Source organism: Paraburkholderia sp. GAS334 (genome assembly GCF_050436625.1).
In the GTDB taxonomy this organism is placed as follows: Bacteria; Pseudomonadota; Gammaproteobacteria; order Burkholderiales; family Burkholderiaceae; genus Paraburkholderia.
Map to the genome: position 1 here is coordinate 1 of NZ_JBNDMO010000026.1, position 24,749 is coordinate 24,749.

At 60.1% G+C, this 24,749-nt stretch carries 24 protein-coding genes; 22 read left to right on the plus strand and 2 right to left on the minus strand.

Annotated features, from left to right (window positions below; genetic code table 11):
- Positions 1 to 561 precede the first annotated feature (561 nt).
- Complete coding sequence (gene groES, locus P3T21_RS31030; protein WP_007178996.1) at positions 562 to 852, plus strand: co-chaperone GroES; 291 nt, start codon at positions 562 to 564, stop codon at positions 850 to 852.
- Between the two features lie 54 nt (positions 853 to 906).
- Entirely contained in the window at positions 907 to 2,547 is a 1,641-nt protein-coding gene (gene groL / locus P3T21_RS31035) for a chaperonin GroEL (protein ID WP_429259768.1), read from the plus strand.
- A gap of 162 nt (positions 2,548 to 2,709) precedes the next feature.
- On the opposite strand, the gene P3T21_RS31040 is transcribed toward groL, so the two are convergent.
- Entirely contained in the window at positions 2,710 to 3,573 is an 864-nt protein-coding gene (locus tag P3T21_RS31040) for a hydroxymethylpyrimidine/phosphomethylpyrimidine kinase (protein WP_429259769.1), read from the minus strand.
- A gap of 188 nt (positions 3,574 to 3,761) precedes the next feature.
- Between P3T21_RS31040 and P3T21_RS31045 the strand changes: the two genes are divergently transcribed.
- The 11 genes from P3T21_RS31045 (at position 3,762) to P3T21_RS31095 (ending at position 14,446) form a co-directional block, all read left to right on the plus strand.
- Entirely contained in the window at positions 3,762 to 3,980 is a 219-nt protein-coding gene (locus tag P3T21_RS31045; protein ID WP_429259770.1) for a rubredoxin, read from the plus strand.
- Positions 3,981 to 4,232: 252 nt separating this feature from the next.
- On the plus strand, positions 4,233 to 5,669 hold the full coding sequence (locus P3T21_RS31050; RefSeq protein ID WP_429259771.1) for a hypothetical protein: 1,437 nt from the start codon (positions 4,233 to 4,235) through the stop codon (positions 5,667 to 5,669).
- Between the two features lie 221 nt (positions 5,670 to 5,890).
- Entirely contained in the window at positions 5,891 to 6,469 is a 579-nt protein-coding gene (locus tag P3T21_RS31055; protein ID WP_429259772.1) for a YqgE/AlgH family protein, read from the plus strand.
- Complete coding sequence (ruvX, locus tag P3T21_RS31060; protein ID WP_429259773.1) at positions 6,466 to 6,906, plus strand: Holliday junction resolvase RuvX; 441 nt, start codon at positions 6,466 to 6,468, stop codon at positions 6,904 to 6,906. The genes P3T21_RS31055 and ruvX overlap by 4 nt, the downstream gene beginning before the upstream one ends.
- Positions 6,893 to 7,441, plus strand: coding sequence for a bifunctional pyr operon transcriptional regulator/uracil phosphoribosyltransferase PyrR (pyrR, locus tag P3T21_RS31065; RefSeq protein WP_429259774.1), 549 nt, complete (start codon positions 6,893 to 6,895; stop codon positions 7,439 to 7,441). Before ruvX ends, pyrR begins: the two co-directional genes overlap by 14 nt.
- 109 nt (positions 7,442 to 7,550) lie before the next feature.
- Entirely contained in the window at positions 7,551 to 8,573 is a 1,023-nt protein-coding gene (locus P3T21_RS31070; protein WP_429259775.1) for an aspartate carbamoyltransferase catalytic subunit, read from the plus strand.
- A gap of 342 nt (positions 8,574 to 8,915) precedes the next feature.
- Positions 8,916 to 10,313, plus strand: coding sequence for an RNA-guided endonuclease IscB (iscB, locus tag P3T21_RS31075; protein ID WP_429259776.1), 1,398 nt, complete (start codon positions 8,916 to 8,918; stop codon positions 10,311 to 10,313).
- A 3-nt stretch (positions 10,314 to 10,316) separates the two neighbouring features.
- The gene (locus P3T21_RS31080; protein WP_429259777.1) at positions 10,317 to 11,594 is read left to right on the plus strand and encodes a dihydroorotase; all 1,278 of its coding nucleotides are present in this window, start codon (positions 10,317 to 10,319) and stop codon (positions 11,592 to 11,594) included.
- Between the two features lie 54 nt (positions 11,595 to 11,648).
- The gene (locus tag P3T21_RS31085) at positions 11,649 to 12,434 is read left to right on the plus strand and encodes a lysophospholipid acyltransferase family protein (RefSeq protein WP_429259778.1); all 786 of its coding nucleotides are present in this window, start codon (positions 11,649 to 11,651) and stop codon (positions 12,432 to 12,434) included.
- 88 nt (positions 12,435 to 12,522) lie between these two features.
- The gene (gene gmd, locus P3T21_RS31090) at positions 12,523 to 13,557 is read left to right on the plus strand and encodes a GDP-mannose 4,6-dehydratase (protein ID WP_429259779.1); all 1,035 of its coding nucleotides are present in this window, start codon (positions 12,523 to 12,525) and stop codon (positions 13,555 to 13,557) included.
- A complete protein-coding gene (locus P3T21_RS31095; RefSeq protein WP_429259780.1) occupies positions 13,541 to 14,446 on the plus strand; it encodes a GDP-mannose 4,6-dehydratase in 906 nt (301 codons plus the stop codon). Before gmd ends, P3T21_RS31095 begins: the two co-directional genes overlap by 17 nt.
- Before the next feature lie 66 nt (positions 14,447 to 14,512).
- Here P3T21_RS31095 and P3T21_RS31100 read toward each other — a convergent pair whose 3' ends face one another.
- A complete protein-coding gene (locus tag P3T21_RS31100; protein ID WP_429259781.1) occupies positions 14,513 to 15,355 on the minus strand; it encodes a symmetrical bis(5'-nucleosyl)-tetraphosphatase in 843 nt (280 codons plus the stop codon).
- A gap of 289 nt (positions 15,356 to 15,644) precedes the next feature.
- Between P3T21_RS31100 and rfbB the strand changes: the two genes are divergently transcribed.
- The 9 genes from rfbB to wecB all read left to right on the plus strand — a co-directional run bounded on the left by rfbB (position 15,645) and on the right by wecB (position 24,682).
- Complete coding sequence (gene rfbB, locus P3T21_RS31105; RefSeq protein ID WP_429259782.1) at positions 15,645 to 16,709, plus strand: dTDP-glucose 4,6-dehydratase; 1,065 nt, start codon at positions 15,645 to 15,647, stop codon at positions 16,707 to 16,709.
- Between the two features lie 10 nt (positions 16,710 to 16,719).
- Complete coding sequence (rfbA, locus tag P3T21_RS31110) at positions 16,720 to 17,613, plus strand: glucose-1-phosphate thymidylyltransferase RfbA (protein ID WP_429259783.1); 894 nt, start codon at positions 16,720 to 16,722, stop codon at positions 17,611 to 17,613.
- Entirely contained in the window at positions 17,598 to 18,149 is a 552-nt protein-coding gene (rfbC, locus tag P3T21_RS31115) for a dTDP-4-dehydrorhamnose 3,5-epimerase (protein ID WP_429259784.1), read from the plus strand. The genes rfbA and rfbC overlap by 16 nt, the downstream gene beginning before the upstream one ends.
- Before the next feature lie 200 nt (positions 18,150 to 18,349).
- Positions 18,350 to 19,249, plus strand: coding sequence for a dTDP-4-dehydrorhamnose reductase (rfbD, locus tag P3T21_RS31120; RefSeq protein ID WP_429259785.1), 900 nt, complete (start codon positions 18,350 to 18,352; stop codon positions 19,247 to 19,249).
- Between the two features lie 286 nt (positions 19,250 to 19,535).
- On the plus strand, positions 19,536 to 20,840 hold the full coding sequence (locus tag P3T21_RS31125) for a nucleotide sugar dehydrogenase (RefSeq protein ID WP_429259786.1): 1,305 nt from the start codon (positions 19,536 to 19,538) through the stop codon (positions 20,838 to 20,840).
- Positions 20,841 to 20,845: 5 nt separating this feature from the next.
- Positions 20,846 to 21,907, plus strand: coding sequence for a Gfo/Idh/MocA family protein (locus P3T21_RS31130; protein WP_429259787.1), 1,062 nt, complete (start codon positions 20,846 to 20,848; stop codon positions 21,905 to 21,907).
- A 15-nt stretch (positions 21,908 to 21,922) separates the two neighbouring features.
- On the plus strand, positions 21,923 to 22,489 hold the full coding sequence (locus P3T21_RS31135; protein WP_429259788.1) for an acyltransferase: 567 nt from the start codon (positions 21,923 to 21,925) through the stop codon (positions 22,487 to 22,489).
- Between the two features lie 22 nt (positions 22,490 to 22,511).
- On the plus strand, positions 22,512 to 23,600 hold the full coding sequence (locus P3T21_RS31140; protein WP_429259789.1) for a DegT/DnrJ/EryC1/StrS family aminotransferase: 1,089 nt from the start codon (positions 22,512 to 22,514) through the stop codon (positions 23,598 to 23,600).
- 2 nt (positions 23,601 to 23,602) lie between these two features.
- Positions 23,603 to 24,682 carry a non-hydrolyzing UDP-N-acetylglucosamine 2-epimerase gene (wecB, locus tag P3T21_RS31145; RefSeq protein WP_429259790.1) on the plus strand — a complete coding sequence of 360 codons (1,080 nt, stop codon included), beginning with the start codon at positions 23,603 to 23,605 and terminating at the stop codon, positions 24,680 to 24,682.
- The last annotated feature ends 67 nt before the right edge of the window (positions 24,683 to 24,749 follow it).

Below are 24,749 nucleotides of genomic sequence, written 5' to 3' on the forward strand. Positions count from 1 at the left end.
AAGTGGAAGCGGGATCAACGGCGGGGGGAAGGAGTGATGTGGCCTTGTCGATCCGGAGCGATGCGGGCGGAGTAATGCATTTCGCGCCACATCGCTCATGAATCGGGACGCTGGCAGCGAGCGGCCCCGATCAGTAACCCCAGACACCCCATGTGCCTACGTGGCGGTCTTGATGGGTGTCGGCGTGGCCCTGCGTGATCGTTCTCCGGGGTTTACCCTGAATTAAACTTGATCGCTAAGTTTCGCGACCGCATGTTGCCAGAAAAGGTCCGGTTTCGTACGGCACGCGGGATGTTGCAGAATAGCGATTTCGATCCTAAGTCATTGTTTGTCATGGAAAGTTCGTGCCATCGCCGTGTCCGAATGTACGTTGCGAGTTCAAACTTAAGTGAACAAAGTTCAAAGTTAAGCGAATCTCGACAGCAAACCCCTTCTTGAATTTGTCACCACCCGTCCATATAATTAGCACTCGCTGCACGAGAGTGCTAACAACATTTCCGGTTGGCCCTGCCAGCCGGGTTTTCTCAGCGTTCTTCAGTCTCAATCAAGAGAGGAGTATGTATGAACCTTCGTCCTTTGCATGATCGCGTGATCGTCAAACGTCTGGATCAAGAAACCAAGACCGCGTCGGGCATCGTGATCCCCGAAGCCGCAGCGGAAAAGCCGGATCAAGGCGAAATCCTCGCAGTCGGCCCGGGCAAGCGTGACGACAAGGGTGCACAGATTGCGCTCGACGTGAAGGTGGGTGATCGCGTCCTGTTCGGCAAGTACGCTGGCCAGACCGTTAAGGTCGACGGCAACGAACTGCTGGTGATGCGCGAAGAAGACATTATGGCCGTGGTGCAGAAGTAAGCGAAGAATCGCTGAAATCCCGGTTATATCCCAGAGAATTCAAGGAGTTTGAAGATGGCAGCTAAAGACGTCGTATTCGGTGATTCCGCCCGTGCCAAGATGGTTGAAGGCGTGAACATCCTCGCAAACGCTGTGAAGGTCACGCTGGGTCCGAAGGGCCGCAACGTGGTCCTGGAACGCAGCTTCGGCGGCCCGACGGTCACGAAGGACGGTGTGTCGGTCGCGAAAGAGATCGAACTGAAAGACAAGCTCCAGAACATGGGCGCGCAAATGGTCAAGGAAGTTGCTTCCAAGACCAGCGATAACGCAGGCGACGGCACGACGACGGCAACCGTTCTCGCGCAATCGATCGTTCGCGAAGGCATGAAGTACGTTGCATCGGGCATGAACCCGATGGACCTGAAGCGCGGTATCGACAAGGCTGTGACTGCCGCGATCGAAGAACTGCGCAAGATCAGCAAGCCGTGCACGACGAACAAGGAAATCGCCCAGGTTGGCGCGATTTCGGCTAACAGCGATTCGTCGATCGGTGACCGCATCGCTGAAGCGATGGACAAGGTCGGCAAGGAAGGCGTCATCACCGTTGAAGACGGCAAGTCGCTGCAAGACGAACTCGACGTCGTCGAAGGTATGCAGTTCGACCGCGGCTACCTGTCGCCGTACTTCATCAACAACCCGGACAAGCAGGTTGCTGTGCTCGAAAACCCGTTCGTGCTGCTGCACGACAAGAAGGTTTCGAACATTCGTGACCTCCTCCCGGTGCTCGAGCAAGTTGCAAAGGCTGGCCGTCCGCTGCTGATCATCGCTGAAGACGTCGAAGGCGAAGCACTCGCAACGCTGGTGGTGAACAACATCCGTGGCATCCTGAAGACCGTTGCTGTGAAGGCGCCGGGCTTCGGCGACCGTCGCAAGGCCATGCTCGAAGACATCGCTATCCTGACGGGTGGCCAGGTCATCGCTGAAGAAACCGGCCTGACGCTCGAAAAGGCAACGCTGGCTGAACTGGGCCAGGCGAAGCGTATCGAAGTGGGCAAGGAAAACACGACGATCATCGACGGCGCTGGCGAAGCAGCAACGATCGAAGCACGCGTGAAGCAGGTGCGCACGCAGATCGAAGAAGCAACGTCGGACTACGACCGTGAAAAGCTGCAGGAGCGCGTGGCCAAGCTGGCTGGCGGCGTTGCAGTGATCAAGGTCGGTGCTGCGACCGAAGTCGAAATGAAGGAAAAGAAGGCACGTGTCGAAGACGCACTGCACGCAACGCGCGCAGCTGTGGAAGAAGGCATCGTGGCGGGTGGCGGTGTTGCGCTGATCCGCGCACGCTCGGCAATCGCTGGTCTGAAGGGCGCTAACCCCGATCAGGACGCAGGTATCAAGATCGTGCTGCGCGCGATGGAAGAACCGCTGCGCCAGATCGTCACGAACGGCGGCGAAGAAGCCAGCGTCGTGGTGGCAGCAGTTGCAGCAGGCAAGGGCAACTACGGCTACAACGCAGCAACCGGCGAGTACGTCGACCTGGTCGACGCAGGTGTTGTGGACCCGACGAAGGTGACGCGCACGGCGCTGCAAAACGCAGCTTCGGTCGCAGGTCTCCTGCTGACGACGGACGCAGCTGTCTGCGAACTGCCGAAGGAAGACGGTCCGATGGGCGGCGGTATGCCCGGCGGCATGGGCGGCATGGGCATGGACATGTAATTTCGTCTGGAGCCTGCAAAGGCTTCAGCTCGAAACACATGCGGGGCGCGCTTCGAAAGGAGTGCGCCCCGAAAAGAAAAACCCGCAGAAATGCGGGTTTTTCTATGCGCGGACGGTTCGTCGTTTCGTCAAACCGCCTCGCGCGGAGTCCAGCAGAAAAGCCTAGTGACGCGCTTCGTCCGAAGGCGCGTCATTGCCGCTTGCACGCGGTGTCTCTTCGTCTTCGTTGCTGCGCGCCCAGAAGAAGCGATCGGGCATATACGCGCCCATACCGGGACGAAACGCGGCGCGCGTGGCCTGATACAGATATTCCTGCGCCTCGCGCACGGCTTCGGCCGGATCCTGACCATTGGCGAGCAATGCAGCGATTGCCGCGCCAAGCGTGTCGGTGATGCCCATGATGCGATTGGCGCCGCGATCCCACATATCCTGACGCAACTGGCCGTCTTCGCTGAAAAGCGTATTGACCAGACGGTGCGTGCCCGTTTCCGTCGACAGGATGTACTCGCACCCTTGCGACAGCAAATGGGAAATCGCCGCGTCGAGACTCGGCGCTTCGGCGTCGCCGTCGGGCTGCGCGAGTGCGAGCAGCGTCGCGAAATCGGCGACGAGCAGCGTGGTTTGTGGTGCGAGCAGATCGGCGATGGCTTCGCGCAGTTCATCGGCGGCGAGCACGTGTTCGTCGTCGAGCGTGAAGTCGGGCGCGAGGATCAGCGGAATGTCGTCGTAGTCGGCGACTACTTCGGCGATCGCGCTCACTACTTCGGCGCGCGTCGCTGCACCGACCTTGAATGCCGCGATCGGCATGTCTTCGAGCAGCATCCGCGCCTGCGTGGCGACCACCTCAGGGTCGAGGCCGGTGACTTCGTCGCAACTCGCCGAATCGCGCACGGTATAGCCCGTAAGCACGGAGACGCCATGGCATCCCATGCTGGCCAGCGTCATCAGATCCGCCTGGATGCCGGAGCCGCCGGTCGGATCGGAGAGGCCGAAGGTGAGGACGATCGGAGGAGTGTCGCTGGGCATGAAAATCTTGCTGGATTGATCAAAAAAGGGTGCCGGGCGCGAGGCCCGACGTTGCCCCAATTATGCGGCCTAATCTAATGCCAGGGCGTTTTTTTGCACAGCAGCACGGATTCGCGCCCCGATTGATCGGGATCACGCTCGCGCCGGACCTGGATTGCTAGGCAGTGGGGCGGCAACACGGTACCATCATGGTCCTGATTCAACCGACTTTTTTGACTTTTCGACGCGGCATAAGAATGGAATATCAAAGCTGGATGTGCCTGATCTGCGGCTGGATCTACGACGAAGAAGCCGGTTTGCCAGATGAAGGCATCGCGCCCGGAACCCGCTGGGAAGATGTCCCGATCAACTGGACCTGCCCGGAATGCGGTGCCCGCAAGGAAGACTTCGAGATGGTCCAGATCTGACTGGTTCGCCGGTCGGTTGCATTGCGTCTGATGCTTGACGCTTGAGGTGTGCGGGGCGACGGCGCATGCCTGAAGTGGCCGCCGGCCTGGCATCGGACACGGAGCAACGGGAACGTCGCCCTATTCGCCGTGTCGCAAGGGTAGTGCTCATCGTACCGTCAGCGCGCCGATGCGTGACGCGCAGCATTTGCCGCGTGTCATTGTCGTGGGCGCGTTCGCAGACGGGTTCGCAGGTGTCTTCGTCGACCATCCATGGCCCTTCGCTACGCTACCACCGACCCCTTCGAAGCTTTGCCCAATTCCCGCGGCGGTGTGGTTCGCAGCGCGGAAGCTGCGCTCGCGGAAGCGCAACTCGCATTCGTCCAGCGCGTCGACGCGACTGCGCCACTGCTGCAGGCCGCGCGCGCGTTGCGTGAGGCGGGCTGGCTGGCGGCGCATCGTTTCGCGAATGCACTCGCGCTGGCGTCTTCGATGGCGCAGCAGGCCGATGTTCCGCATGTCGATGGCAGCCATACCGCGTTTGGCGAAGCGCTGGACGTTTTCCGCACGGCTGTTGGGCGACACAATCTACGCGAACTGTCGTGTTCGCCATCGCTTTTCGCGCATTATCAGGTGCTGAGCCAGCAGGTCGCGCAGCACACGCCCGGCTTCAGCGTCACGTTCGAAGATCTGGCGCTTGCCGCGCGGCCTGTGCCGCCCGTCACCCTGCATGCCCAGCCGGCGAACACGCTTGCGCATCTGCGTGCCCGTTATGAGCGCGCGCTGCTGCCCGTTCTGCGAGCACGTCAGCGCGAGGGCGCGCCGCCCCCGGAGATTCACGGCGCGCTCGATGAACTCGATGCGTGTCTCGCCGAAGCCGCCGGCCCCGATCCCTACGATTTCTGGCGGCTTGCCACCGCGTGTGCCCGTGCGCTCCGCGCGAGCGGCCACACAACTGGCGACGCCGACGCCCGCTATTTCTACGCGCGCTGCAATCTCGTCTTCGCCGATCACGCCCGCGGCACGCCGCTCGCGCCGCGCTCGCTCGTGCGGGCGACGCTCGCCACGCTCTGGCGTGACTTCGCGCTGTTTGGCGCGTCAGCGGAAGATGCCGATCAGGTCGAACTGCTGCATGACTATGGTTTGACGGTCGATTGGCACGTGGCGGGTACGCAGGCGTCGGAGGCGTTGTGGGAAGCCGAAGCCGCGCAGGCTGAAGCTGCCGCCGCGGCGCGCACCGCGCGGACGCGCGATCTCGGCGTTCTGACAGTCAACGCGCATGCGTATGAAGATTTCCTGCAGACCGCGGATGCGTCGATCGCGGCGCTTTCCGACCATGCCCGTCAGGCCGACAATCCCGAGAAAGCTGATCCCGGCGCCGCGCTGCAGGCGGGTGATGCTGCGTATCGTCTCGGCTCGGCCGCCTGCGCGCTGGGGCTGGGCCACGTCGCGTTGCTGGCGGATGCGCTGGGGCTGGCGTGGCGGCGTCGCGCGCACGCGGGTGTGATGACGCCGGCCGTGCGCTCGCACACGATCGTCGATGCGCCGGACGCCCGGTCGCTCGATCATGCCGCCGAGGCGCTGCGGGCGATGCTGCACAAAATAGCGGCAGGCGTTGCGCCCGCCGACAGCAGCGCCGCGCTTGCCGCGCTGACGCGTGCAATCGAGCAGGGCGGCGCGCCAGATGGGGCGCGGGCCGGCGCGGCCTGACCCTGAGAACCAGCAGCGGGCAGGCGCGAACCCTGCTAGATGACGGATACGTGCCGTTAACCACACAGAGCCTTACAGGCAGCCGCTGACCGCGTGATAAAGTGCAGTATGCACGCCGTCGACGGAGCCTTGCGAATCGTCTCGCCCACGCGCCTCATCCACGCGTTCCCGCGTACGCTGAAAGCCCGCCATCCCGCACCGTCTTTGCTAAAATCCGAACTATGTCCAAGAGTATCGATCGCATCAATCTGACCAACCAGTTCCTGATTGCCATGCCTAGCATGGCGGATCCCACATTTTCAGGCACGGTGGTCTACCTTTGCGATCACAGTGAGCGCGGCGCGCTCGGCCTCGTCATCAACCGGCCGACCGATATCGATCTGGAGGCGCTCTTCAATCGCATCGATCTGAAGCTCGAGATCGAACCTCTGCTGCATGTTCCCGTGTACTTCGGCGGCCCCGTGCAGACCGAGCGCGGCTTCGTGCTGCACGATCCGAAAGACGGCACGCCGTACACGTCGTCGATGTCGGTGCCTGGCGGGCTTGAGATGACCACGTCGAAAGATGTGCTCGAAGCCGTTGCCAGTGGCACGGGGCCGGAACGTTTTCTGCTCACGCTCGGCCATGCCGGCTGGGGCGCGGGCCAGCTCGAGGAAGAAATCTCGAAGAACGGCTGGCTGACCGTCGAAGCGGACCCGAAGATCGTCTTCGACGTGCCCGCTGAAGAACGACTCGAAGCGGCGCTGTCGCTGCTCGGCATCAGCCTGTCGATGCTATCCGGCGAGGCAGGTCACGCATGAGCATTGCGGCCGGACGTGAGGCGACGCTCCTTGCGTTCGACTATGGCGAAAAACGTATTGGTGTCGCCGTCGGCAATTCGCTGACGCGTCACGCGCGTGCGCTCGTCGTCGTGCAGAACCGCAGCCGAGAGTACCGTTTCGAAGCCGTCGGCAAACTGATTGGCGAATGGAAGCCCGACGCGCTCGTCGTCGGTCTGCCGATGCATCCTGATGGCACGCCGCATGAAATGACGCAACTCGCGAAGCGCTTCGGCAACCAGCTGAATGGCCGCTTCAATCTGCCGGTGACGTGGGTCGACGAACGCTATTCGTCAGTCGAAGCGAAAGCGGAAATCCGCGCCGGCAAAGGCCGCGCCGACATGCTCGACGCCGAGGCCGCCAGCATCATCCTCCAGCAATATCTAGACGGACTTCCCGACGATCATGAGTTCCATTGACGCCGAGGCGCTGTATCGCGCCGTCCTCGAACAGATTCGCGCGGCGTATGGCGCAGAGTTGGGCGCGGGGTTGGGCACAACGTCTGCCAGCGCTGACGGCGCAGTTGTGCTCGTCGGCATCTACAGCGGCGGCGCGTGGCTTGCGGAGCGGCTCGCGCGCGACCTGAACGTGGCGAGCTTCGGCGTCGTCAATGTGGCGCTGCATCGCGACGACTACGCGAAGCGCGGCCTGCACGCGCAGGCGAGCCCGACGTCGCTGCCATTCGAAGTCGACGGCCGCAGGATCGTGCTCGTCGACGACGTGCTGGGCACCGGCCGCACCGTGCGCGCCGCGCTGAACGAACTGTACGACTACGGACGTCCGGCTTCGGTTGAACTGGCGGTGCTCGCCGATCGCGGCGGGCGCGAACTGCCGATAGCGGCGCGCTTTGTCGGCGGAACGGTCGAGGTGCCGGCCGATGCGACGCTCGTCCTTGCACGCAGCGAAGGCGACGATCCCAGGTTCACGTTTCACACCGAAGCGCGCGCCGATTGAGCGCGCGCATTGTGCATATCGCACACACCGGATGCCTATCGCCGCGGCGGTCGTTTGCGGCAGAGCCAGTCAGTCCACGGCAAAGAACACGTTTTAAGTCAGGTACACGATGAACACCGCAACCCCAGGTTCCACCGACAGCAGCGCCGCCGCGGACCGATTCCGCTTCGGCTTCCTGAAGGGCAACCCGCAGCTCACGAAGAACGGCGAGCTCAAACATCTGCTGACGATCGAAGGTTTGCCGAAGTCGATCGTCAATCACATTCTCGATACGGCCGAGCAGTTCGTCAGCGTGACGGACCGCGAGGTGAAGAAGGTGCCGCTGTTGCGCGGCAAGTCGGTGTTCAATCTCTTCTTCGAGAATTCGACGCGCACGCGTACCACGTTCGAGATCGCCGCCAAGCGTCTGTCGGCGGATGTGATCAATCTGAACATCAACGCTTCGTCGACGAGCAAGGGTGAGTCGCTGCTCGACACGATCAACAACCTCTCCGCGATGCATGCCGACATGTTCGTCGTGCGTCACGCGTCGAGCGGCGCGCCGTACCTGATCGCCGAGCACTGTGCGCCGCACGTGCACGTGATCAACGCCGGCGACGGACGTCACGCACACCCGACGCAGGGTCTGCTCGACATGTACACGATCCGTCACTACAAGAAGGATTTCACGAATCTTCGCGTGGCGATCGTCGGCGACATCCTGCATTCGCGGGTCGCGCGTTCGGACATTCATGCGTTGACGACGCTCGGTGTGCCTGAGGTGCGCGCGATCGGTCCGCGTACGTTGCTGCCGGGCGGGCTCGAACAGATGGGCGTGCGCGTCTTTCACAACCTTGACGAAGGGCTGAAGGACGTCGACGTGATCATCATGCTGCGTCTGCAGAACGAGCGGATGAGCGGCGCGCTGCTGCCTTCGGCGCAGGAATACTTCAAGAGCTGGGGCTTGACGCCCGAGCGTCTCGCGCTCGCGAAGCCCGACGCGATCGTGATGCATCCGGGCCCGATGAACCGTGGTGTCGAAATCGATTCGCAGGTGGCGGACGGCCCGCAGTCGGTGATCCTGAATCAGGTGACGTTCGGCATCGCGGTGCGCATGGCCGTGATGGGAATCGTCGCGGGCACGAACGACTGAGCGTGACTATGCCGGCAAAAATACAACGTTACTACAAGGATACGGAATAATAAAGGCAGCGAGTCAATCACCTCGCCTCAATGGCGGAGCTTTTCGCGAAAACGAATAGCTCAGGTTGACCAGGCAAAGCGGTAATCAGCCCGCTACGTTGCGCATAGGTGCAAGACCGACGTTGGAATGCTTCCTCAGTTCCAACCTCTCGAAGCCCCGGTTGCAGACAAGCGACAGGGTAAGCACGAAACGGATCGGGGCAGATCGCCGATGCGCAACCTTGCCGAGGGGAGACATCCTGCAACGGATGCGTCACTAGGCCCGTAAGGGCGAAGTTTATGGAGGCGTACTTTGGCGGTGTTTGTACTGGACCGAAGCGGCAAGCCTTTAATGCCGTGTACTGAAAAGCGAGCGCGGCTTTTGCTCGCTCGTCGCCGTGCGCGCGTACATCGCGTCGTGCCATTTGTGATCCGGCTGACAGACCGCCATGCAAGTTCCAGCAATGCTCAACCGGTACGCGTAAAGCTTGATCCTGGAAGCAAGACGACGGGGATCGCGCTAGTACGTGAAATGCCCCTGAGCGACGGTCGGCGCGCTGAAGCGGTGCTGAACCTCTTTGAACTGGTTCACCGCGGTGCTCGGATATCAAACGCGTTGGCCGCGCGCCGCGCGATGCGCCATGCGCGCCGCGGCAGAAAGACGAGATATCGCGCTGCCCGGAATCTTAACCGTCGACGTCAGCCGGGATGGCTCGCGCCCAGTCTTCGCCACCGCGTCGAGACCACCGCTGCATGGATTAACCGTCTGCGGCGGCTTGCGCCACTTGTCTTTGTCAGTACCGAGTTTGTGCGGTTCGATACCCAGGCGATGCAAAATCCCAGTATTCAGGGCGATGAATATCGACGAGGGGCACTGGCGGGTTACGACTTGCGTGAGTACTTGCTCGAGACGTGGGGGCGCAAGTGTGCATACTGCGATGCGACGGATTTTCCCCTGCAGATCGAACATATCTATCCGCGTGCGCGAGGAGGATCAAATCGCGCTTCCAATCTTGCGCTTGCGTGCCGGACTTGCAATCAATTGAAAGCAAGCCTCCCACTGACAGACTTTCTATGGAGTGACCCGGTGCGTGCAGCGCGTATCCGTTCAACCATGAAAGCTTCGTTGCGCGATGCTGCAGCCGTCAACGCAACACGATGGGCGCTACTCAGCGTTCTCATCGACACAGGGCTTCCCGTCGAGCTAGCATCGGGTGGACGAACAAAACTCAACCGCGAGCGGTTTGGCGCCATCAAGACACATGCACTGGATGCGGCGTGCGTCGGTGAGGTCGATGCTTTGCTTGACTTGCAGCGTCCGACATTGACGATCCGGTGCGCCGGCAGAGGCGCGTACCGACGCACGCGGCTCACTGCAACCGGGCATCCACGCGGTTATCTGATGCGAACCAAGCTTGCGTTTGGATTCCAGACTGGCGACCTTGTGCGCGCAGTCGTACCCCGAGGAAAGAAAATCGGGACGTACCTGGGCCGTGTTGCAATTCGTGCGAGCGGTTTCTTTAACATCCAATGCGGTGCAAACGTCGTTCAAGGAATCTCGTATCGCTACTGCTCGGTAGTGCAGCGCGGTGACGGGTATGGGTATTCGTTTGTGGCGCAACTTTCAAAGGACACCGAGAATCGGGACGACGTTGCGTGTCGCGCGCCATCCCGCCCCGGCATAGAGGCCCGGGCTTCTCGTAGGCATTGATCAATGAAAATTCATATTCAGGGTGGCACGCTGATCGATCCGGTAGCGGGCACCGAACAGCAGCAGGACGTATTTGTCGCGGCGGGCAAGATCGTCGCGCTCGGCCAGGCGCCAGCGGATTTCAACGCCACGAAGACGATCGATGCCCAGGGGTTATCGATTGCGCCGGGTCTTGTCGATCTGTCGGCGCGTCTGCGGGAGCCGGGCTTCGAACATAAGGCGACGCTCGAATCCGAAATGGCCGCGGCGCTCGCGGGCGGCGTGACGAGTCTCGTGTGCCCCCCGGATACCGATCCGACGCTCGATGAGCCTGGTCTCGTCGAGATGCTCAAGTTTCGCGCGCTCAAGCTGAATCAGGCGCATGTGTATCCGCTGGGTGCGCTGACTGTCGGCCTGAAGGGTACGACGATCACGGAAATGGTCGAACTGACGGAAGCCGGTTGTATCGGCTTTTCGCAGGCCGATGTGCCCATGGTCGATACGCAGGTGTTGCTGCGCGCGCTGCAATACGCGAGCACGTACGGCTATACCGTGTGGCTGCGTCCGCTGGATGCGTATCTCGCGAAGGGCGGTGTGGCGGCGAGCGGCGCGCTGGCTTCGCGGCTCGGTCTGTCGGGCGTGCCGGTTTCGGCCGAGACGATCGCGCTGCATACGATTTTCGAACTCGTCCGCGTGACGGGTGCGCGCGTGCATCTTTCGCATGTGTCTTCGGCGGCGGGTGTCGAGTTGATGCGGGCGGCGAAGGCCGAAGGCCTGCCCGTCACGTGCGATGTGACCGTGAATCACGTGCATCTGATCGACGTCGATATCGGCTACTTCGATGCGCAATACCGGCTCGATCCGCCGCTGCGTCAGCAGCGCGATCGTGAAGCGATCCGCGCGGGTCTTATCGACGGCACGATCGATGCGATCTGCTCTGACCACACGCCCGTCGATGACGACGAAAAGCTGCTGCCGTTCGCCGAAGCGACGCCGGGCGCGACCGGGCTCGAACTGTTTTTGTCGCTGACGGTGAAGTGGGCGAGCGAAGCGAATGTGCCGCTCGCGAAGGCGTTGAACCGCATCACAGCATCGCCGGCCGATGTGCTGAAGCTGCCGGCGGGGCGCGTCGCCGTGGGCGCGGTTGCCGATCTGTGCGTGTTCGATGCGAACGGGCACTGGCGCGTCGAGCCGCGCGCGCTGAAGAGCCAGGGGCATAACACGCCGTTTCTCGGCTACGAACTGCCGGCGCGCGTGCGGACGACGATCGTCGCGGGTCACATCGCTTTCGAGCAGCGTTGATGCTGCTTGATGCCTGAATAACAGACATCGATACAGGAACGGAAAGCGTCGATCATGAAGCTCGCGTTTCGCAAGGCACGGCTTGTTGCGCATCTGTTGCATGGCATGTGGACGGTCGCGACGCGTTTCCCGCGCGCATCCGCCGACGTACGGCTCGAACTCAATCGCGCGTGGTCGCTGAAGATGTTGCGGCTGTGCGGCATGCGCCTCGTCGTACATAACGACGATGTGCGGCTCGACGAGGGCGCGCTGGTGGTCGCGAATCACATTTCGTGGATCGATATCTATGTGATCAACGCGTGGCGGCCGACGCCGTTTGTGTCGAAGGCCGAGATCCGCAAGTGGCCGGTGGTCGGCTGGCTCGCTGCGCAGCTTGGGACGGTGTTTATCCAGCGCGAGAAGCGCAGCGATGCGAAGCGGATCATGCATGAACTCGCTGACCGGTTGAACGCGGGCGAGTTGATGTGTGTGTTTCCCGAAGGGACGACTTCGGATGGCCTGTCGCTACTGCCGTTTCATGCGAATCTGTTTCAGGCTGCGGTATCGGCTTCGCGGCCCGTGCAGCCGGTGTGTCTGATGTACGAAGACGCGCATGGGCGGCAGTCGACGGCGCCTGCTTATATTGATGACATGACGCTTCGGGATTCGCTCAATGCGTTGCTGCAAGGCGGCCCGTTGACCGCGCATGTTTATGTGGGGGCGCCGCTTGCTTCCGGGGCTGACCGGCGGGTGCTCGCGGCGGAGGCGGAGGCGGTGGTGAGCAGGGCGTTGAGGGGGATGCAGGGCGTCGGCTCCGCACAACGTGTGACACTCGCAGACTGCGACACAGTGAATTTTTAACGAATTTCGTCAGGTTATAGTCTTGCTGGGCGGTCGGCCTGCAGGCGGGTTGTCAGGGCACAATTAAATCCCAATAAACGGAGATTCAATGACGAGCGCTGTCGTAACCGGTGTGTCGGGCCAGGATGGTGCCTACCTTTCCCAGTTGTTGCTGGAAAAGGGCTATACCGTCTACGGATCGTACAGAAGGACCAGTTCTGTCAATTTCTGGCGGATGGAAGAACTGGGAGTACTGGGGCATCCGAATCTGCATCTGGTCGAGCACGACCTGACAGATGCCGGTTCGACATTTCGCCTCGTCGAGAGGGTCAAGCCGCGCGAGATTTACAACCTGGCCGCGCAAAGCTTCGTGGGCGTGTCGTTTGATCAGCCTGTTACGACGGCGGAAATCACAGGCCTCGGCGCGGTCAATCTGCTTGAGGCCATTCGCGTCCTTGATCGATCCATCCGGTTTTATCAAGCGTCGACCTCCGAGATGTTCGGCAAGGTGCAGGCGGTGCCGCAGACGGAGTCCACGCCGTTCTATCCGAGAAGTCCATACGGCGTGGCCAAGCTCTACGCTCACTGGATGACAGTAAACTACCGTGAGTCTTACGGAATCTTCGGGGCTAGCGGCATCTTGTTCAATCACGAATCGCCGTTGCGAGGCCGTGAGTTTGTGACGCGCAAGATCACCGACTCCGTCGCGAAAATCAAACTTGGCAAGCTCGGCGCACTTGAGCTTGGCAATCTCGACGCGAAACGGGACTGGGGATTCGCGAAAGAGTATGTCGAAGGGATGTGGCGGATGCTCCAGGCCAATGAGCCTGACACGTTCGTGCTGGCCACGAACCGGACGCAGACCGTGCGTGACTTTGTCAGCATGTCTTTCAAAGGCGCCGGAATGGACATTGAATGGCAGGGACAAGGCGAGCAGGAAGTGGGCATCGAAGCCCGTAGCGGGCGCGTTCTTGTCCGGGTCAATCCGAAATTTTATCGACCAGCTGAAGTCGACCTTTTGATTGGGGATGCGTCCAAAGCGTTAGCCACGCTTGGCTGGACGCCGAATACGTCCCTCGAGGCGCTTTGCAAGATGATGGTCGATGCAGACCTCAGGAGAAACAAGGTTGGATCCTCATTCTGAGCGGTCGATCCGCACGCTGGTTACAGGGGCGAGCGGCTTTACCGGTTCATATCTGGTCGAAAACCTGGCTGCGGCTGGCCATGCGATTGCGGACGCTGCGCCGCCGGTGGCGGGCGAGCAGTCGCAGGCGGCCGGGCTGGATATTGTTTCGCTCGAGCAGTGCTGTCGGGTGATCGATTCGGTTCGTCCAGACTACATTGTGCATCTGGCGGCGATCAGCTTTGTCGGGCACGAAGATGCGCTCGCGTTTTATCGCGTCAACGTGCTGGGTACGCTCAATCTGCTGCAAGCCTGCGCGGACGTTGGTCACACTCCGCGCAAGGTGCTGGTCGCGAGCAGCGCGAATGTCTACGGCAACGTAGCGAGCGACGCCATCGACGAGACGTTTCCCATCGCGCCCGTCAATCATTACGCAGCGAGCAAGGCGGCAATGGAGTCGCTGGTTCGCACGTGGTTCGACCGGTTACCGGTTTTGATTGTCCGGCCATTCAACTATACCGGGCGCGGCCAGTCGCCAAACTTTCTGGTGCCGAAGATCGTCGACCATTTCGCGCGGCGCGAGACGTCGATATCGCTTGGGAACCTGGATATCGCGCGTGATTTTTCGGACGTGCGTTATGTGGCGGGCGTGTATCAAGCGTTGCTGGAATCCGCGGCAGTGGGTGAGACGGTGAACGTCTGCACGGGGCGGCCATACACGCTCAAGCAGATCCTGGATATGTCAGCAGAGTTGACGGGCCACGAGCTGGAGGTTCACGTGGACCCGGCGTTCGTGCGGCAGAGCGACGTCAAGGTGCTTGCCGGTTCACCCGCGAAGCTGCGCACGCTTGTGCCGAACGTCGAGCCGATTGAATTCCGCGACACATTGCGCTGGATGCTCGACGTGTGATTCGGGTCGCGCCGGTCAGTTTCGTGCTGGGCAGCCTGTACGAGACCGAACGCGGCGACGGTGTGCTCATTCGTCCGATGCCCGGCATTCGCCGCATTCGACCTGAACGATGATCCGTTCTGCAGGAGAGCTTGCCAGTTTCACGGCTGAAAGCTGATTGCCCCATACGCATCCAGAATCGAGTCCGATCAGATTGTCGCGAACTGTCAGGCCGAGCGCTGCCCAGTGACCGAATACGACGGTGATGTTAGCAGTGTTGCGGGACGGCACGTCGAACCATGGAATGTAGCCAGCCGGCGCGGAATCGAGGCCACCACTCGAAGTGAAGTCCATCGCTCCATCGAGGTTGCAGAAGCGCATGCGGGTGAGCGCGGTGCAGGTGAGTCGGAGGCGGTCGATGCCCTTCAGGCCTGGACTCCAGCGATTCGGCTCGTTGCCATACAGGCCTGCTAGCGTTTCTTTCCAGGTGGATGCGCGCAATGCGCGTTGCAGTTCATCCGCGAGTTCCATCGTCTGTGTGACGTCCCATTGCGGGAGGACGCCTGCGTGGACCAGCAACATGTCGTTATCGAAATGGGCAATCGGGCGGTGACGCACCCATTCGAGCAGGTCTTCGGCATCCGGCGCGGCGAGAATGTCGTCGATCGTGTCGCCTTTTTTTGACCTGCGAATACCTGCTGAGACCGACAGCAGATGCAGATCGTGGTTGCCGAGGACGGTGATTGCCCGATCGCCCATCTCGACGAGATCACGCAGCGTCTCAAGCGATTCCGTGCCGCGATTGACGATGTCGCCGGCAAACCACAGTGGGGTGTCGTCAGAAGGCGCGGCCTTTGCGAGGAGTTGCTGGAACTGAGTGCGGCAGCCCTGAAGGTCGCCGAAGGCAATGGGTGCGGGCCGGGTGGTCATCTGAATGCGGACTGGATAATTCGTAACGTGGTTGTGACATGTGTGTCAGGGCATTGACGCCAAAAAAGCGATGCGGCATCAATAACGGTGGGAGCCGCTTACCAGCCAATGTGTCTGCGATAGCGACATACCGGTGCCCGGATCCAAACAGGGTCACGGAACGTACAACATAGCGTGACATAATAGCCCGTTTGATGCCGCGGCACGACACAGCACGGTCGTACCGGCTGCCATGAACGCACCGCTTCCGCGACACGAAGCACGTCGCGAGGCGATTCTGAGGAAGAATATGATCCTGGTGACTGGAGGCGCAGGTTTTATTGGCGCCAACTTCGTTCTTGACTGGCTTCGCGACGGAGATGAACCCGTCGTCAACGTCGACAAACTCACTTATGCGGGCAATGCCGAGACGCTCGCGCCGCTCGAAAACGACACACGCCATATTTTTGCGCGTGTCGATATCTGCGACCGCGCGGCGCTCGATGCGCTCTTCGCCGCGCACAGGCCGCGTGCGGTGCTGCACTTCGCCGCCGAGAGCCACGTCGACCGCTCGATCAGCGGGCCGGGCGAGTTCGTCCAGACGAACGTCGTCGGCACCTTTACGCTGCTCGAGGCGGCGCGGGCATACTGGAGCGGCCTCGCGGGCAGTGAGAAGGACGCGTTCCGCTTTCTGCATGTTTCGACCGACGAGGTGTTCGGCTCGCTTGAAGCAACGGACCCCGCGTTCAACGAGCGCACGCCGTATGCGCCGAACAGTCCGTATTCGGCGAGCAAGGCCGCTTCCGACCATCTGGTGCGTGCTTATTTCCACACGTACGGCCTGCCGGTGCTGACCACCAACTGCTCGAACAACTACGGCCCGTACCAGTTTCCCGAGAAATTAATCCCGCTTACGATCATCAATGCGCTCGCCGGAAAAGCGTTGCCGATCTATGGCGATGGCAAGAACGTGCGCGACTGGCTGTACGTCGGCGATCACTGCGCGGCGATCCGCACGGTGCTGCAAAAAGGCGTGCCGGGCGAAACGTACAACATTGGTGGATGGAACGAAAAGGCCAACATCGACGTCGTACATACGCTGTGCGCGACACTCGATGAACTGCGGCCTTCGGCATCGGGTGCGTCGTATGCGAAGCAGATCGAGTTCGTGAAGGACCGGCCGGGCCACGACCGTCGCTATGCGATCGACGCGACGCGCATCGAGCGTGAGCTGGGCTGGCGTCCTGCGGAGACGTTCGAGACCGGCATGCGAAAAACGGTGCGCTGGTATCTCGATCATTCGGAGTGGATTGCTGGCGTGACGAGCGGCAACTATCGTCACTGGATGGAAACTCACTACGCCGGACAGGCCTGAGGGAACGTTAATGGCACGCAAGGGCATCATTCTCGCTGGCGGATCGGGCACGCGGCTGTATCCGATCACGCACGCCGTTTCGAAGCAGCTGTTGCCGGTGTATGACAAGCCGATGATCTACTACCCGCTGTCGACGTTGATGCTCGCGGGCATCCGCGACGTGCTGATCATCTCGACGCCTGCCGACACGCCGCGGTTTCAGTCGATGCTCGGCGACGGCTCGCGGTGGGGGATGAATCTTCAGTACGCAGTGCAGCCGTCGCCGGATGGACTCGCGCAGGCGTTCATCATCGGGCGCGATTTCATTGGTAACGATGATTGCGCGCTGATTCTGGGCGACAACATTTTTTACGGTCACGATCTGGCGCATCAGTTGGAGAAGGCAAACGCGCGGACGGATTGCGCGACCGTGTTTGCGTATCACGTGAACGATCCGCAGCGCTATGGTGTGGTCGAGTTCGACGACCAGTTGCAGGCGCTTTCGATTGAAGAAAAGCCTGTCAAGCCGAGGTCGCCGTATGCGGTGACCGGGCTTTACTTCTATGACAACGATGTGTGCAACATCGCGGCGGATATCAAGCCGTCGGCGCGCGGCGAACTGGAAATCACCGATGTGAACCTGCGCTATCTGGAAGCGAAAAAGCTGCGCGTCGAAATCATGGGACGGGGTTATGCGTGGCTCGATACCGGCACGCACGATTCGCTTATCGAAGCTGCCACGTTCATTGCGACGCTGCAGAAGCGGCAGGGTCTGGTTGTGGCTTGCCCGGAAGAGATCGCGTACCGGAGTGGCTGGATCGACGATGCTCAATTGAGCGAACTCGCCGCGCCGCTGGCGAAGAACGAGTACGGGCAATATCTCAAGAATCTGTTGACGGACAAAGTTATATGGCAATCACGGTAACCGCTACGGCACTGCCCGAGGTCAAGCTCATCGAGCCGAAGGTGTTCGGCGATGCCCGCGGGTTTTTCTTCGAGAGTTTCAACGCGAAGGAATTTGCGGAGAAGGTGGGCGTGGATGTGGCGTTCGTGCAGGACAATCATTCGCGCTCAGCGAAGGGTGTGCTGCGGGGGCTGCATTATCAGATCGAGCATGCGCAGGGGAAGCTGGTGCGGGTGGTGTCGGGCGAGGTGTTCGATGTGGCGGTTGATATCCGTCGGAGCTCGCCAAATTTTGGAAAGTGGGTGGGCGTGAATCTGAGTGCGGAAAATAACCGGCAGTTGTGGATTCCGCCGGGTTTTGCGCATGGTTTTGTTGTGTTGTCGGAGACGGCGGAGTTTCTGTACAAGACTACGGATTACTGGTTTCCGGACTACGAGCGGTGCTTGATCTGGAATGATCCGGAAGTTGGGATTGAATGGCCGATCGACGGTGAGCCGACGCTGGCTGCGAAAGATGCGGCGGGGAAGAGGATGAGTGAGGCGGAGAGTTATGCGTGACCTATGCGTTTTCACAACTTCAACCTGAAGTTTGATCTGAGTGCAAGGTATTGAATTTAAAGAAAATCGGCACGTTTGTATCTGTTTGTTAGCTCGCTACGGTCGTTCGACCGGCGATTCTATAATCGTGCGTCCGGTCTGTTGCCGTCGTCCGACGGCGGCCTCAGACATGAGGATGCACTGATTTCAAGGACGTCCTCATGGCCGATCTGCACGAACCCATCATTCTTGTGACCGGCTCCACGGGCCAGGTGGGATTTGAACTTCTGCGAAGCCTCCAGGGCTTGGGCCGGATTGTCGCGCCTGACCGGCAGGCTTTCGATCTGGCAAATTTCGATCAGATGCGAAGCGTTGTGCGCGAGCTCAAGCCCGCGCTTATCGTCAATCCGGCAGCCTATACCGCAGTGGATCAAGCGGAGACGGACGTCGACGCCGCGATGCGGATGAATGGTGAGGCGCCGGGCGTGCTGGCGGAAGAGGCGCGGCGCGTTGGGGCGGCGCTTATTCACTTCTCGACTGACTACGTGTTTGATGGCGCCAAGGATGGTGCTTACGTGGAAGACGATCCGACCGGACCGCTCAATGTCTACGGCAAAAGCAAGCTGGCGGGCGAGCAGGCGATCGAGCAGGTTGGCGGCAAGTACTTCGTGTTTCGGACAAGCTGGGTGTATGGGACACGCGGGCGCAATTTTTTGCGGACGATGTTGCGGCTTGCTGCGGAGCGGTCTGAGATGAGTATTGTTGCGGACCAGGTGGGGGCGCCGACGTGGTCAGCCACGATTGCCGCATTGACGGCGGAGATCGCAACGCGGGTGCTGATCGATCATTTCGAAGATGCCGATTGGTGGAGACAACACTCGGGGGTCTATCATTTGTCTGCCTCCGGTTTCACTTCGTGGGCGGGTTTTGCGGAAGCAATCTTTGCGTCAATGGACGCAGGGGCGCGACCGAATGTAAAGGCTATTTCCTCGGATGAATATCCTGCCCCCGCCAAAAGACCTCGTAATTCGAGGCTGTCGAGTGCGAAACTGACATCGGTGTTTTCACTCCGTCCGCCGGATTGGCATGACGCGCTGAAATTGTGCCTATCCCATTTGTGACGCCTTGCCAGTTGCTCGGGCCCAACGAAGGGTTTTGTTGGGCCGAGGGCTAGCTACAGGGGCGTGCTTGGCAACTTGAGCGCGGTTCACTATGATCGAGCCTTTTGTCCCGGTCTGTTTCAGGTCCGGTGGCGGGTTCGCTTCGAGCCGCCTGCTACAATAGACGATTATGGCTCGGCGTGTGCGTTCCACGTTAAGTGGTCGCTCGAGCTAAGATGCGCGCGCCTTCAGGCGGCGCCAGTCTCATTTTTTCGTTTTCACACGGGCATTTGGAGATTTTTTTCGCATGAAACAAGACCTGATAGATCGTATTCAAAGCCGATCAGCCAAGGTTGGTATCGTAGGGCTTGGGTACGTCGGTTTGCCTCTGATGCTTCGCTTTTCCGAGGTTGGTTTTCATGTGCTTGGCTTCGATATTGATATCAATAAGGTCGATGCGCTCAACTCTGGACGCTCTTATATTGAGCATATCTCCTCGGATGCCGTGAAAGAAGCGCAAGCTCGGCGCTTCGAAGCGACGATCGACTTTTCGCGTGCCTCCGAGGTGGACGCACTCATCCTGTGTGTTCCGACGCCTCTCGATAAGCACCGCGAGCCGGATCTGTCCTTCGTCCTCGATACGACGGACAGTCTCACGCCTTATCTTCGCGCCGGTCAGATCGTATCGCTCGAAAGCACGACTTATCCGGGGACGACAGATGAGGAACTTAAACCGCGAATCGAATCGCGCGGATTTGTTGTCGGCAAGGATATATTTCTGGTCTTCTCGCCCGAGCGCGAAGACCCGGGCAATCCGGACTTCACTACCCGAACCATTCCCAAGGTGGTCGGCGGTGATACGCCAGCCTGCCAGGCTGTCGGCGCTGCTCTTTATGAGGCGGTGATCGATCGCGTCGTGCCGGTTAGTTCCACCCGCGCGGCCGAAATGACCAAGCTTCTCGAGAATATCCATCGCGCGGTCAATATCGGATTGGTGAACGAACTCAAGATTGTCGCTGAAAAGATGAACATCGACATTTTTGAGGTAATTCGCGCGGCCGCGACTAAGCCGTTCGGTTTCGTGCCCTACTATCCAGGCCCGGGGCTTGGTGGGCATTGCATTCCGATCGATCCGTTCTACCTGACGTGGAAGGCACGCGAATACGGCGTTCATACGCGTTTTATTGAGTTGGCGGGTGAAGTCAACAGCAGCATGCCTGAATGGGTTGTCAGCAAGGTTGCAGGTGCACTGAACGATGCAAAACGCTCGATCAACGGAAGCAAAATCCTTGTGCTTGGCATTGCCTACAAGAAGAACGTCGACGACATGCGCGAATCGCCGTCAGTCATCCTGATGGAGAAATTGCGCGATCTCGGAGCTGAGGTTCAATACAGCGATCCGCACATTCCTGTGTTCCCGAAGCTTCGTGAACACAACTTCATTTTGTCAAGCGTGGCGCTTACGTCTGATTCCATTGCAACTTTCGATTGCGTGCTGCTCGCGACTGATCATGACCGGTTCGACTACGACCTCATCAAAGCGCACGCGAAGCTGGTTGTCGACAGTCGCGGCAAGTATCAGGATCGCAGTCCGACCATCGTGCGTGCTTAATCAATATGCTTACTCAACATCCCCCCATCAGTGACCGGAAAATCCGCTTTGCGCTCGTCGGGTGTGGTCGCATTGCCCAGAATCATATGGACGCGATTGCTCGCCATTCGGAGCGCGCTGAAATCACCGATGTTTGCGATATCGATCCGGCCGCGCTGAAAGCTGCTGAAGAAAAGACCGGTGCGCGCGGCCATGCGTCGCTGGAGGCGCTTCTGTCATCCTCGAAGGCCGACTGTGTGGTTCTGACCACGCCTTCCGGGCTGCATCCGCGGCAGGCCATCGAGTGCTTCGAAGCCGACTTCAATGTCATGACCGAGAAGCCCATGGCGACCCGCTGGAATGATGGCGTGGAAATGGTGAAGGCAGGCGACCGCGCTGGGAAATACCTTTTTGTGGTCAAGCAGAACCGTCGCAACGCGACGCTGCAGCTACTGAAGAAGGCCGTGACCGAGCGGCGCTTCGGCCGCATCTACATGGTCAATATCAACGTGTTCTGGACGCGCCCTCAAAGCTATTACGACTCAGCGCCGTGGCGCGGCACCTGGGAGTTCGATGGCGGTGCCTTCATGAACCAGGCGAGCCACTACGTTGACTTGCTCGACTGGCTCATCGGCCCGATCGAAAGTGTGCAGGCGTACACGGGCACGCTTGCGCGCGATATCGAGGTTGAAGATACCGGTGTCATCAGCGTCAAGTGGCGATCCGGCGCGCTTGGCTCGATGAACGTGACCATGTTGTCGTATCCGAAGAATTACGAAGGGTCGATCACCATTCTGGGCGAACATGGAACCGTGCGCGTTGGAGGGGTCGCTGTCAACGACATTCAGCATTGGGAATTCGCTGAAAAGCGTCCGGAAGACGAACACGTCAAACAGGCGAGCTACGAAACAACCTCGGTATATGGGTTCGGTCATCCGCTCTATTACGATAACGTGATCAAGGTATTTCGCGGCGAAGCGGCGCCGGAGACCGATGGTCGCGAAGGTTTGAAGTCGCTCGAAACGCTGATCGCGGCCTATCGGTCGGCTCGCGACGGTTGCCGCGTGTCGCTTCCCCTCGATTATTGATCCCGGAGTCCGCTCATGAGTTTTTCAGCACACCCGAGCGCCATCGTCGATGAGGGCGCCCAGATTGGCGAGGGCACGCGAGTCTGGCACTGGGTACATATTTCTGGCGGTGCCAGGATCGGCCGTGGCTGTTCGTTCGGCCAGAACGTATTTGTCGCAAACGACGTAGTGATTGGCGACAACGTCAAAGTACAAAACAACGTCTCGATTTACGACGCGGTGACGCTGGAAGACGATGTGTTTTGCGGCCCGTCGATGGTGTTCACGAATGTGATGAATCCGCGTAGTGCCGTGAATCGCAAGAACGAGTACCGCAGGACGCACGTGCGTCGCGGCGCGACTATCGGCGCCAATGCCACCGTGGTGTGTGGTCACGAGATCGGCGAGCACGCTTTTATCGGCGCTGGCGCCGTAGTGACCCGGGACGTGGCGCCGTTTTCCTTGATGGCCGGCACGCCCGCGCGTCGTATCGGATGGATGTGCCGTTGCGGCGAGCGCTTGCCCGGCACTGCCGCCGAGCACACGTGTGCCGCATGCGGTAGCCGTTATCGAATCACCGACGCTGAGTGCGCGCCGCTCTGATAGTCAATCGCACGGACACGATATGGAATTCATTGATCTGAAAACGCAGTACACGCAGCTGAAATCGAGCATTGACGCGCGCATGGCAGCCGTACTGGCACATGGTCAGTTCATCATGGGGCCGGAGATTGCCGAGCTCGAGCTGAAACTTGCCGCCTATGTCGGTGTCAAGCACTGCATTGGGGTGGCTGACGGTACGACAGCGCTGCTGATTGCATTGATGGCGCTAGGCATCAAGTCGGGTGACGAAGTCATCACGACCCCTTTCACGTTCATCGCTACCGGCGAGATGATCGCACTGTTGGGCGCCCGGCCGGTCTTTGTCGATATTGATCCAGCGACATGGAACATCGATCCTGAGTTGATCGAGCAGGCGATCACGCCGCGTACCAAGGCGATCATGCCGGTCAGCCTTTACGGTCAATGTGCCGACCTTGACCCGATCAACGAGATTGCTGGTCGACATGGCATACCGGTGATCGAGGACGCGGCGCAAAGTTTTGGGGCAACCTATCGTGGGCTGCGCTCTGGCGGCGTGACGGACATCGGGTGTACGAGTTTCTTCCCGTCGAAGCCGCTTGGTTGCTATGGCGATGGCGGCGCGTGCTTTACCAATGACGACACGCTTGCGACGAAAATGCGGCAAATCCGCATTCACGGGCAGGACCGGCGTTACCATCACCCGCTTATCGGTCTGAACGGCCGTCTTGATACCTTGCAGGCGGCGGTGCTTCTGGGCAAGTTGGATGCGTTTCAGGATGAGGTGGTCGCTCGTGAGCGCATCGGGGCGCGCTACACGGCGTTGCTGAGCGATGTGGTGCAGACGCCGCAGATTCAACCCGGCAACACCAGTGTGTATGGGCAATACACGATCGAGGTCGACAAGCGCGAAGCGGTGCAGGCACACCTCAAGGAGGCTGGCGTACCCACGGCGGTTCACTATCCGATTCCACTGCACTTGCAGCCCGCTTTCGCGCATCTCGAACTGGATCCAGAAGCGTTTCCGCGCTCACTGGCGGCCGGACGCCGTGTGATGAGCCTGCCAATGCATCCGTTTCTCGACGAAGCCACGCAAGACGAGATCGTCGCGGCTGTCAAATCGGCGCTTTGACAATGACCAAGGTACTTACCGTTGTCGGCGCCCGTCCTCAATTCATCAAGGCCGCGGCGGTATCGCGTGCCCTGGCGCAGAACTATGCGGCCAGCCTGACCGAAGTTATCGTTCACACCGGACAGCACTACGACAGCAATATGTCGCAGGTGTTTTTCGACGAACTCGGCATTCCTGAACCTGCATACAACCTCGAAATCTCCGGCGGTTCCCATGGCGCGATGACAGGGCGGATGCTTGAGGGCATCGAGCGCGTGATGCTGTCCGAGTCCCCCGATTTCGTGCTGATCTATGGCGACACCAATTCGACGCTGGCCGGGGCGTTGGCGGCTGCAAAGCTGAACATCCCGGTGGCCCATGTCGAAGCGGGTTTGCGTTCGTTCAATATGCGCATGCCCGAAGAGGTCAATCGTATCGTAGCGGATCGCGTTTCCAATATGCTTTTTTGCCCAACCGACGCCGCCGTGCGTAATCTCGCGAACGAAGGAATCTTAAGGGGCGTGAGCAATGTAGGCGACGTCATGTACGACGTTTCGCTCTTCTATTCGAAAATTGCTGCCGAACGCAGCGAGATTTTCGACAAGTTGGACCTGTCCGAGCGCAACTATGTGCTCGCGACATGTCATCGTGCAGAAAACACGGACGATCCAGACCGTATGCGAAGCATAGCAATGGCGCTTGGCATGCTCGCAAAGGACGTTCCGGTTGTGCTGCCTCTGCACCCGCGTACGCGGCAGATCGTAGCCGAGCGTGGGTTGCTGACAGCGCTCGGCACAGTACGCGTCGTCGAACCTCTTTCGTTTCTGGATATGATTCGGCTCGAGCAATCGGCGCGGTTGATTCTCACTGATTCCGGAGGCGTGCAGAAGGAGGCATTTTTCTACGGCGTCCCCTGCGTGACCATGCGCGACGAGACAGAGTGGGTTGAGACCGTCGCCGCCGGATGGAACGTGCTGGTAGGTGCAAATCTGGACAAACTCCTCGTAGCTGTTCGTGAAGCAAAGACTCCGAAAGAGCGCCCAGCCGTTTACGGCGACGGTCATGCAGCGGAGAAGATTCTGGCTCAACTTGTTCAGCGTTAATCTTGAGACGTCTCGGTGACTGACGGATCGTAAGCTGGGTGGCATTTCAATGGTGGGTTAGTTCAAC

Coding starts and splice junctions, on each gene's coding strand:
- ruvX (WP_429259773.1), top strand. CDS start 6,466: ATGAGCATTGCGGCCGGACGTGAGGCGACGCTCCTTGCGTTCGACTAT.
- P3T21_RS31055 (WP_429259772.1), top strand. CDS start 5,891: ATGTCCAAGAGTATCGATCGCATCAATCTGACCAACCAGTTCCTGATT.
- P3T21_RS31100 (WP_429259781.1), bottom strand. CDS start 15,355: ATGACCACCCGGCCCGCACCCATTGCCTTCGGCGACCTTCAGGGCTGC.
- P3T21_RS31070 (WP_429259775.1), top strand. CDS start 7,551: ATGAACACCGCAACCCCAGGTTCCACCGACAGCAGCGCCGCCGCGGAC.
- P3T21_RS31045 (WP_429259770.1), top strand. CDS start 3,762: ATGGTCCTGATTCAACCGACTTTTTTGACTTTTCGACGCGGCATAAGA.
- P3T21_RS31130 (WP_429259787.1), top strand. CDS start 20,846: ATGCTTACTCAACATCCCCCCATCAGTGACCGGAAAATCCGCTTTGCG.
- rfbB (WP_429259782.1), top strand. CDS start 15,645: ATGATCCTGGTGACTGGAGGCGCAGGTTTTATTGGCGCCAACTTCGTT.
- P3T21_RS31085 (WP_429259778.1), top strand. CDS start 11,649: ATGAAGCTCGCGTTTCGCAAGGCACGGCTTGTTGCGCATCTGTTGCAT.
- P3T21_RS31125 (WP_429259786.1), top strand. CDS start 19,536: ATGAAACAAGACCTGATAGATCGTATTCAAAGCCGATCAGCCAAGGTT.
- rfbD (WP_429259785.1), top strand. CDS start 18,350: ATGGCCGATCTGCACGAACCCATCATTCTTGTGACCGGCTCCACGGGC.
- P3T21_RS31080 (WP_429259777.1), top strand. CDS start 10,317: ATGAAAATTCATATTCAGGGTGGCACGCTGATCGATCCGGTAGCGGGC.
- rfbC (WP_429259784.1), top strand. CDS start 17,598: ATGGCAATCACGGTAACCGCTACGGCACTGCCCGAGGTCAAGCTCATC.
- P3T21_RS31135 (WP_429259788.1), top strand. CDS start 21,923: ATGAGTTTTTCAGCACACCCGAGCGCCATCGTCGATGAGGGCGCCCAG.
- P3T21_RS31140 (WP_429259789.1), top strand. CDS start 22,512: ATGGAATTCATTGATCTGAAAACGCAGTACACGCAGCTGAAATCGAGC.
- groES (WP_007178996.1), top strand. CDS start 562: ATGAACCTTCGTCCTTTGCATGATCGCGTGATCGTCAAACGTCTGGAT.
- pyrR (WP_429259774.1), top strand. CDS start 6,893: ATGAGTTCCATTGACGCCGAGGCGCTGTATCGCGCCGTCCTCGAACAG.
- gmd (WP_429259779.1), top strand. CDS start 12,523: ATGACGAGCGCTGTCGTAACCGGTGTGTCGGGCCAGGATGGTGCCTAC.
- P3T21_RS31050 (WP_429259771.1), top strand. CDS start 4,233: ATGGCCCTTCGCTACGCTACCACCGACCCCTTCGAAGCTTTGCCCAAT.
- rfbA (WP_429259783.1), top strand. CDS start 16,720: ATGGCACGCAAGGGCATCATTCTCGCTGGCGGATCGGGCACGCGGCTG.
- P3T21_RS31040 (WP_429259769.1), bottom strand. CDS start 3,573: ATGCCCAGCGACACTCCTCCGATCGTCCTCACCTTCGGCCTCTCCGAT.
- groL (WP_429259768.1), top strand. CDS start 907: ATGGCAGCTAAAGACGTCGTATTCGGTGATTCCGCCCGTGCCAAGATG.
- wecB (WP_429259790.1), top strand. CDS start 23,603: ATGACCAAGGTACTTACCGTTGTCGGCGCCCGTCCTCAATTCATCAAG.